The sequence below is a fragment of the Pseudomonas sp. BC42 genome, assembly GCF_021560055.1.
In the GTDB taxonomy this organism is placed as follows: Bacteria; Pseudomonadota; Gammaproteobacteria; order Pseudomonadales; family Pseudomonadaceae; genus Aquipseudomonas.
Genome location: NZ_CP091067.1, coordinates 3494570 through 3504835, shown reverse-complemented (window position 1 = coordinate 3504835; position 10266 = coordinate 3494570). Strand labels below are relative to the sequence as shown.

Annotated in this window: 1 protein-coding gene (running past one end of the window); it reads left to right on the top strand. The window is 68.2% G+C overall.

All coding sequences use genetic code 11. The features are described 5' to 3' along the window. Positions 1-43: 43 nt before the first annotated feature. A protein-coding gene (locus tag L1O02_RS15860; protein ID WP_235758251.1) for an SDR family NAD(P)-dependent oxidoreductase crosses the window boundary here: on the top strand, positions 44-10266 show its 5' portion. The gene runs 4654 nt beyond the window's last position; 10223 of the gene's 14877 nt are visible here — the first part of the coding sequence; it begins with the start codon at positions 44-46; its stop codon lies off the right edge, out of view.

Genomic DNA, 10266 nt, shown 5'->3' with positions numbered 1-10266 from the left:
TCATTTATTACCTACAGCAGACGCGTCACAGGGAAGTTGAAGCATGCAAACAGCCGCACATCAGACCAACGCCAGCGCCTGGGGCGAACTCGATGCACTGGCCCGTCGCCTGCTGGCGAGCCAGCTTCAGGGGCTCGAGCTACGGCGCGTCGAGGACCTGCAAGCCCTGGCGGCCCGGCACGGCCAGGTCGCCCCGGGGTACCTGGAACTATGGCTTGCCGAGAGCCTGCGCTATGTGGCCGGTGTCGACGGCGGTGACGCCGAGGCGCTGTGGCAACAGTGGCACGCGCGCTTGCCCGAATGGCGCCAGGACCCCGATCTGGCGGCCCGGGCAGGGTTGCTCGACGCCTGCCTCAAGGGCTTGCCGGGGGTGCTGCGCGGTGAGCTGAGCGCCCCTGGCGTGCTGTTTCCTGGTGGCTCGATGAGCCTGGTGGAAGGGATCTACAAGCACAATCGTATTTCCGACTATTTCAATCAGGTATTGATCGAGGCGGTGCTGGCCCACCTCGAAAGCCGCCCGGCAGACGCCGAACCGCTGCGCATCCTGGAGATCGGCGCGGGCACCGGCGGCACCACGGCAGGCCTGCTGGCGGCGCTGGAGCCCTGGTGCTCGCAGCTGGGCGAATACTGCTACACCGATCTGTCACAGGCCTTCCTGCAACACGGCGTCGAGCAGTTCGCCGCCCATCACCCGTTTTTCCACACCCGGCTGTTCGATGTCTCGCGGCCTTGCGCCGAGCAGGGGATCGACGCCGATCACTATCACCTGGTGCTGGCGACCAACGTGCTGCACGCCACCCCGCAGATCCGCCAGACCCTGCGCAACGCCAAGGCCGTGCTGCGCAAGGGCGGTTTGCTGATGCTCAATGAAATCAGCCAGGCCTCGCTGTTCACCCACCTGAGCTTCGGCCTGCTCGAAGGCTGGTGGCTGCATCGCGATGGCGCCCTGCGCCTGCCGGGGTGCCCCGGGCTGTCGCCGGCGGCGTGGCAGGCGGTGCTGGAGCAGGAGGGATTCGGTCCGGTGCTGTTTCCTGCCCGGCAGGCCCATGCCCAGGGCCAGCAGATCATCCTGGCCGAGAGCGACGGCATCGTGCGTCAGCCCCTGCCCGAGAGCCGGCCGCCCAGCGCGGCAGCCGAGGAGCTCCGCGACTCTGCGCAGCCGCCGCTGGCGGGCCCGACCCGGAGCACCACCGCGGACGGCTGGCGACAACGGGTCACGGAGTTCCTGCGCCAGCTGGTCAGCACCACGCTGAAGATTCCCGCCGCCAGGATGAGCCTGACCCGGCCGCTGGAAGACTATGGCCTGGACTCGATCCTGGTGGTGCGGCTGACCCACGCCTTCAGCGAGCATTTCGCCGCGGTGGACAGCGCGGTGTTCTTTGAAGTGCCGACCCTGGCGGCGTTGACCGAGCATTTTATCCAGCACCGCGGGGCGGAGCTTGAGCGGCTGTTGGGCCAGCCCGAGGCGCAAGGCCCGCAGACCGGCGTCAGCCCCGACGCCCCTGGGCAGCCCGCGCAGGCAGCGGAGCCGGGCGCGGACACTCGCATCGCCATCATCGGCCTCGACGGCCGTTATCCGGGCGCGCAGTCGATGGGCGAGCTGTGGCACAACCTGGCGGGCGGTCAGTGCGCGGTGGCGCAGATCCCCAGCGAGCGCTGGGACTGGCGGCGCTATTTTGCCGAGGAGAAGGGGCTGCCCGGGCACCTCTATACGCGCTGGGGCGGTTTTATCGAGGGCATCGACCAGTTCGATCCGGCGTTTTTCAACCTTTCGCGCACCGAGGCCGAACGGATGGACCCGCAGGAGCGGCTGTTCCTGCAAGTGGCCTATCACAGTGTCGAAGACGCCGGCTACAACCCGGCGACCCTGCACCAACAGGGCGAGGTCGGGGTGTTTGTCGGGGTCATGAACGGCAGCTACAACCCCCTCAGCAACTACTGGTCGATTGCCAATCGGGTGTCCTACCAGCTGGATCTGCAAGGCCCGAGCCTGGCGGTCGACAGCGCCTGTTCGTCATCGCTGACGGCCATCCATCTGGCGGTGGAGAGCCTCAACAGTGGCAGCTGCCGGCTGGCGATTGCCGGCGGCATCAACCTGATCATCAACCCCCGGCACTACCTGAGCCTGTGCGAAATGATGATGCTGTCGCCCGGCGAACACTGCCGCGCCTTTGCTGACGAGGCCGACGGCTTTGTCGACGCCGAAGGGGTCGGCGCGGTGCTGCTCAAGCCGCTGTCCCAGGCCCTGGCCGATGGCGACCGGATCTATGGGGTGATTCGCGGCAGCGCGATCAACGCCGGTGGCAAGACCAACGGCTACACCGTGCCCAGCGCCGGCGCCCAGCAGCGGGTCCTGGAAAAAGCCCTGGCCCGGGCCGCCGTCGAGCCGCGGCAGATCAGCTACATCGAGGCCCACGGCACCGGCACCGCGCTGGGCGATCCCATCGAGATCAGCGGCCTGAGCCGGGTCTTTGCCCATGGCGGTGCGGCCCACTGCGCCATCGGCTCGATCAAGAGCAATATCGGTCACTGCGAAAGTGCCGCCGGCATCGCGGGCTTGAGCAAGGTGCTGCTGCAACTGCAGCACCGCCAGCTGGTGCCGTCGCTGCACGCGGCGCAGCCCAATCCGAAGATCGATTTCCAGGGCACGCCGTTTCGCGTGCAGCAGCAACTGGCGCCCTGGGTCGTGGAGGGCGCGCCGCGCATGGCCGCGGTGTCCTCCTTTGGCGCCGGTGGCGCCAATGCGTCGCTGATCGTCGAGGAGCATTGCCCCAGCCTCGACCCGCGAATGGCCATGCCCGGCCCCTGGCTGATCCTGCTCTCGGCCCGCGACCGGCAACGCCTGAGTGAGTCGGTGCTGCGCTTGCAGGGGTTCCTGGCCGGCGAGGAGGCGGCCCGGACCGCCATGGCCGACCTGGCGTGGACCCTGCAGACCGGGCGCGACGCCATGGCCGAGCGGCTGGCGCTGCTGGTTGAATCCCTGCCGCAGTTGCAGGAGTCGCTGGCGCGCTGGCTGGCTGGCGAAGAGTCGCAGACGCTGTTTCAGGGCCATAGCGACCCCTATGACCCGGCCCTGGAGAGCGCCGACTCGCTGCCGATCGACCAGTGGCTGGAGCAACGGCAACTGAGCGAACTGGCGCAAGCCTGGGTGCAGGGCGCAGTCGTCGACTGGCAGCGGCTCTATGGGCACGGCACGTATCGGCGGCCGCAGCGGATCAGCCTGCCCGGGTATCCCTTTGCCAGGAACAGCTACTGGATGCCGGGCCTGGCCCATCCGCCAGCCCCCCATGCGGCCGTGGTCGAGGTGCCCGCCGCGCAGGACTTGAGCCAGTGCTGCTACCTGCCGGGCTGGCAGGCGCAGACCGCCGACGAACCGGCTCCACCGCCGGGGGCAGGAGCGCGGGTGCTGGTGACCCTGGGCGAATCCGCCGAGGCGACCGAGGGCCTGCTGGCAGCCTTGGCCGAGCATCCTCAGGAGCTTGGCCAGGTGCTGCGGATCGACTGCGGCCCGGGGCCGACCCGGCTGTTGGCGGCGGGCCACTGGCACTGCGGCGATGCCGATCCGTCAGGCTTCTCGTCGATTCTGCCGGCGCTGGGCACGCTGGCGCAGCTGATGGTGATCAGCGCGCCAACGGCCGGTGAACTGGCGCCCTCGGCGCTGGCCGACAGCCTGCAGCACCATGAGTTGCCGCTGCTGCGGCTGTTCAAGGCATTGTCCGCGCAAGCGAGCGACGCCCGCGGCCTGGACTGTTTCCTGTTGTCCTTCGGCCGCTACGCCTTTGCCGGCGCGCCGCAACGGGGCAACCCGCTGGGGGCAGGCATGACCGGCCTGGGGTATGCGATGGCCCAGAGCGAGCATCGGGTGCACCTGCGCACACTGGACCTCAACCTCGACGAACTGCAGAACGCCGAAAGCCGGCAACGCCTGCTGGCGCAGATCCTCGCCGAGCCGGCCTCGCAGCGCGGCGAGCCGGTCAAGCTCAGCCGCGGCGGGCGCTTTGTTCAGCAACTACGCCCGCTGCAACTGGCGGACCCTCGCAACAGCCGCTCGGCGCTGCAACAGCAGGGGGTCTACCTGATTCTCGGCGGTAGCGGGGTGATCGGGCAGGTGCTCAGCCGCCAGTTGATCGAGCACTATCAGGCCCGGGTGATCTGGCTGGGGCGCAAGCCTGCCGACCACCCGCAACTGCAGCAGAGCCTGAAGGCCGGGCACCTGCGCGGCCGGGTCGACTACCTGCAGGTGGACGGCACCGATCTGGCGCAACTGCAGCAGGCCGTGGCCCAGGTCAATCAGCGCTACGGGCGGATCAATGGCGCGGTGTTCTCGGCCATGGTCTTTGATTTCGATAACAGCATCCAGCACACCAGCGAGGCGCAGTTTCAGCAGATTCTCGACATCAAGAGCCGTGGCAGCCTGAACTTCTATCAGGCGCTGGCCGAGCAGCCGCTGGATTTCCTCTGCTATTTCTCCTCCGGACAGGGCTTTGCCTTTTCCGGCGCGGCCAAGCTGTCGGCCTATGCCTGCGGCATCACCTTCGCCGATGCCTTTGCCGAGGCCATAGGCCCGGCGGCACGCTTTCCGGTCGGGGTGATCAACTGGGGGTTCTGGCGCGCTTCGCTGCAGGCCCAGGCCGTCAGCGAGCACCTGGACGCCCTCGACGATGAACAGGGCTTTGCCTGTTTCAGCCGGTTTGTCGCGCAACTGGCCAGCGGTTCGCTGCGCCGCTTGCTGTGCCTCCAGGCCTCGCCGGCCGTGCGCCAACTGATGGCCGTGCCCGAGGGCCAGCCCTTGCAGTTGCAGCCGCAGCCCCTGCCGCCCGCGGCGCTGCCGGGGATCGAGCTGGACCCTGCCGAGCACCAGCGCTTGCAGCAGTTGTTCGATCCGCAGCGACTCGACCAGTCCATTGCCGTGCTGCTGATGGTCCAGTTGCAGACCCTGGGGATCTTCATGACCCCCCAGGCGCAAAGCGCCGAACACTGGCGCCAGCAGGCCGGTATCAGCGAGCGCTTTGGGCGCTGGTGGCTGGAATGCCTGGCGATTCTGGTGGAGCACGGCTATCTGCGCCGGCAGGGTGAAGACTTTGCCGTGGCAACCACCATTGCCCGCACGCGCCATGGAGCGATCCTCGCGGCCTGGCAAACCCAGCGCGAGCAGTATTGCGCCGACCCCGAGCGCCGGGCGCAAGTGACCCTGATCGACACGTGCCTGCTGCAACTGCCGGAAATCCTGACTGGGCAGGTCCAGGCCACCGACCTGCTGTTTCCGGACGGTTCCATGGAAAAGGTCGAGGGCATTTACCGGCACAACAGCCTGTCGGACTTTTTCAACCGGCAACTGGCCGCCCAGGTCAGCGCACAGGTTCAACAGTGGGTGGCGGCCGAGCCCGACCGCCCGCTGCGCCTGCTGGAAATCGGCGCCGGCACCGGCGGCACCACGGCGCCATTGCTGGCCGCCCTGGAACCCTGGGCCGCGCACCTTGGCGAATACTGCTACAGCGACCTCTCCCGGGCCTTCCTGCAGCACGGCGAAGCCAGCTTCGCGGCCGGCCGGCCTTACTTCACCACGCAGCTGCTGGACATCAGCCAGCCCCCGGACAGCGGCCAGGGCTATGACATCGTGGTCGCCACCAACGTGCTGCACGCCACCGCCAACATGCGCAGCACCCTGGCCCATGTCCGCGCGCTGTTGCGCAGCGGCGGCTTGCTGGCGTTGAACGAACTGAATCGCAAGACCTGCGCGGCCACAGTCACCTTCGGCCTGCTCGATGGCTGGTGGCTGTACGAGGACCCGGCGCTGCGCATCCCCGGTTCGCCGCTGATTGCCGAGCCGACCTGGCTCGAGCTGCTGTGGAGCAGCGGCTTCGAGCAGGTCCAGCTGCATGTCCCGGCGTCAGTCGCCCTGGGGCAACAGATCATCACCGCCCACGGCGACGCCCTGGCGCTGCCCGCTTTTGCGCCGCCCCGGCCCGCCGCGCCGGCACCCGACAAGGAGTCCAGAGTGAACGAGCATCCTGCCAGCGGCACCCCAGCCCCCGAAGACGTTGCAGACCGACTGCAGCAGGTGATCATCGAGGCCCTGGCCAAGACCCTCAAGGCCGATGCCCAGGGCATCGGGGTACGCACGCCGTTTTCCGATTACGGCGTGGACTCGATTCTCGGAGTCGGCTTCGTCAAGCAACTGGGCAACCGGCTGGGGATCAAGCTCAACAGCGCGATCCTGTTCGAGCAGGCCACCGTGAGCAAGCTCCACCGCTACCTGCAACAGGCCCATGGCCCGCAGATTGCCCAGGCACTGGCGAGCGTTGCGAGCCCGCCCCAGGCCGCGATGAGCGCGACGCTGGACAACCCGGTGATGGCCGCGGCACTGGCCGGCGGCGACACCCCAAGCCCACTGGCGCCGCCGGGTGGCGGGCCGATTGCGGTGATCGGCATGGCTGGGCAGTTCCCCGGCGCCGAAAACGTCGAGCAACTCTGGGACAACCTGCTGGCCGGGAAGAACAGCGTGCAGGCACTGGGGCCGGACTACCTGCGGGCCGATGCCTACAGCGCCGACAGACGGCCGGGCACAAGCTATTGCAACCGCGCCGGCATACTCGAGGATCGCGACTGCTTCGATCCGCTGTTCTTCAACCTCACCCCCCACGAAGCGGAGTCGATGACCCCGCATCAGCGCCTGGTGCTGCAGGAAAGCTGGAAGGCCCTGGAGGATGCCGGGTACAACCCCATGGCACTGGCCGGGCAGGCGGTCAGCCTGTACGTCGGTGCCGAGCCGGGCGGTTATCACCACGACTCCTTCACCGGCAGCTCCGAGGCCATCATCGCCTCGCGGCTGTCCTACTTTCTCGACCTCAAAGGCCCGGCGATGGTGATCAACACCGGTTGCTCGTCGTCCGCGGTAGCCATCCACCAGGCCTGTGAAAGCCTGCGCCACGGTGAAAGCCGCATGGCCCTGGCGGGCGGGGTCTATGCGCTGCTGGACCAGCGCGGGCTGATCAGCCTGTGCGCCATTGACATGCTCAGCCCCAGCGGCCAATGCCATGCCTTCGACGCGGCGGCCGACGGCACGGTGATTTCCGAAGGGGTGGCCATGGTGGTACTCAAGCGCCTGGAAGACGCCGAGGCCGACGGCGACCCGATCTACGCGCTGATCGAGGCTTCGGGGATCAACCAGGACGGGGTCAGCAACGGCATCACCGCGCCCAATGGCGAGGCGCAAGAGCAATTGTTGCGCGACACCTGGCACAGGTACGGCATCGACCCCGCGCAGATCAGCTATGTCGAGGCCCATGGCACCGGCACCCGGCTGGGGGACCCGGTCGAAGCCAACGCCCTGATCCGCGCGTTCCGCGACTCGACCGACGCCCAGGGCTACTGCGCGCTGGGCAGCGCCAAGGCCAACCTCGGCCACGCGGCCGCAGCGGCCGGGGTCATCGGCCTGATCAAGGTGCTGCTGTCGATCCGCCACCGCACCTTGCCGGCCATGCCGGGGTTCCAGCAGATCAACCCGCTGATCGATCTCGAACATTCGCCGTTCTACATCAACCGTCAGGCCCAAGCCTGGCAGGCCCCGGGCGGCGCGCGCCTGCTCGCCGCGCTCAATTCCTTTGGCCACAGCGGTACCAATGCGCACCTGGTGATCGGCCAATACTCGAACCCGCCGATCACCCAGGCGAGCACGGCGCCGGACGCCGTCAGCCGGGTTATTCCCCTGTCGGCCAAGACCGCCGAGAGCCTGCGCGACAACGCCCAGGCCCTGGCCCAGTGGCTGGAGCGCGGCGACGCCCCGCTGAGCCATATTGCCTTTACCCTGCAGACCGCCCGGGAGCCGATGCGGGTGAGGGCGGCGCTGGTGGTCAGCGACCTGGGGCAGTTGCGCAGCGAACTGCAGCGTCTGGCCAACGGCCAGGCGCCGACGCAGGTCACCGACGCCAGCGGGCAGTGGGCCAGGCAATGGGTGGACGGTGCCGCTATCGACTGGGCGGCGCTGTGGCCGGCCGGTTCGGCCCGGCGTATTCATCTGCCGGCCTACTCGTTTGCCAAGGAGCGCTACTGGGTCGAGCAGACGCCCCATGCGCTGTTGCAGCCTGACGCGCCCGCAGCAGCACCGCTGCAGCTGCCCGCCAGTGGGCTGTTCCTGGCCCGCCCGGTCTGGCAGGAACCGCTCGGCACCTGCGTCGATGCCGAGGCTGACGTGGGCCAGTCGTTGCTGTTGTGGGTCGGCTTCAACCCGGCGCAAGTGGCGCAGTTGCAAGCCTTGAGCGCTGCCGCCGGCATCAGCGGCGAAGTGCTGGCCGGCGCCGGGAGTGGCCCGGCGGCCTGCTATCAGGCGCTGGCACTGGCGCTGATGCTGCGGGTGCAGGCCCTCAAGGGCCGGGTCCACGTGGAACTGATGATCGCCGAACAGACACCGCAGGATCGGCTCTACGCCGGCCTCGACGGCCTGCTGAAGACGGCGTGCCTGGAACAACCGGCGCTCAGTGCCCGTTGCCTGCTGGTCAGGGCCGAGCCCGGCCAAGGGTTGTCCGCCGCGCAACTGGCGTTGCTGCCGGCGCTCCTTGCGGCCCGCCACTCGCGCGCCAGCTCGGTATTGCAGCGCATCGGCCTGCTCGGGGAACACCAGGAGCTGCAATGGCAGGAACTGGCGGACGATGTCGCCGCCGGCGATGCCGGCGCCCGCCCACTGTACAAAGACCGCGGGGTCTACCTGATCACCGGTGGCGCCGGGGGGCTGGGGCTGATCGTGGCCCGGGCGATTGCCGAGCAATGCCGGGAGGCGACCTTGATCCTGGTGGGGCGCTCGCTGCTGGATGCGCGCCAGCAGGCGCAGTTGCAGGCGATCCGTGACGCCGGTGCCCGCGTGGCCTATCACCCGCTCGACCTGACCGACGCCGAAGCGCTGGAACAGCTGATCGCCGGCATCTGCACGGCCCACGGTGGCCTCAACGGCGTGTTCCACGGCGCCGGCGTCAACCGCGACCGGTTGCTGGCCCTCAAGACCCCGCAGGACATGGTCGAGGTGTTCGCCGCCAAGGTGCTGGGCACCGACCTGCTGGACCGCGCCTGCCGTCACCTGTATCTGGACTTCTTCGTGCTGTTTTCCTCCTGCTCGGCGGTACTGGGCAGCATTGGCCAGGCCGATTACGCCGCGGCCAACGGTTTCCTCGATCAGTTTGCCGAGCTGCGCAACCAGCGCGTCGAACAGGGCCTGCGCTTTGGCCAGACCCTGTCGCTGAACTACCCGCTCTGGCGCGATGGCGGCATGCAGGTCAGTGCCGCCGACCAGGCCCATATCCGCCGCCACACCGGCATGGTGCCGATGCAATCGGTACATGGCCTGCAGGCGTTGCAACAGGGGCTGAGGGCCGGCCTGTCACGGCTGTTGGTGATCGAAGGCGATCTGGCGCAGATTCGCAGTCACTTTGGCGCCACCGAGGCGCTGGCGGCCGCGGCCGCACCGGATGTGCCGGAGCAGGCAGTCGACCGTGGGCAGCTCAAAGCGGCGATTGTGCAACGACTCAAGGCGCAGTTCTGTGCCGTCACCAAACTGCCGCCGGAGCGGGTCGAGAGCGACGCGCCGCTGGAGCAGTACGGCATCGACTCGATCATGATCATCCGCCTCAACCGGGCGCTGGAGGAGGTGTTCGCCGGCATGCCGGCGCTGCGTCCGGCAGAGCGCCTGCTGTCGAAAACGCTGTTTTTCGAGTACCACAGCCTGGAAGCGCTGAGCACCTACCTGGTGGCCGAGCATCACCGTGCCTGCCTGGTGTGGAGCGGGCTCGGCCAGGAGCCCAAAGCCGTGTCGGCCCCGGCCCAGCCGCCAGCCCCAGCCGCTCCAGCCGCCGCCGAGCCCATCGCCATTATCGGGATCAGTGGGCGCTATCCGCAGGCGGCCGATCTCGACCAGTACTGGCACAACCTCAAGGAAGGCCGCGACAGCATCACCGAGATCCCGCCCCAGCGCTGGCCGCTCGAAGGTTTCTACGTGGACTCGGTCGCCGAGGCGCTGAAGCAGGCCCGCAGCTACAGCAAGTGGGGCGGTTTCATCGACGGCTTTGCCGATTTCGATCCGCTGTTTTTCAATATCTCGCCCCGTGAGGCGGTCAACATGGACCCTCAGGAGCGGCTGTTCCTGCAGTCCTGCTGGCAGTGCCTGGAGGACGCCGGGATCACCAAGGCCGATCTGGCTCGACAGTATCAGGGCCAGGTCGGGGTGTTTGCCGGGATCACCAAGACCGGCTACGGCCTCTATGGGCCGGCCTTGCGTGA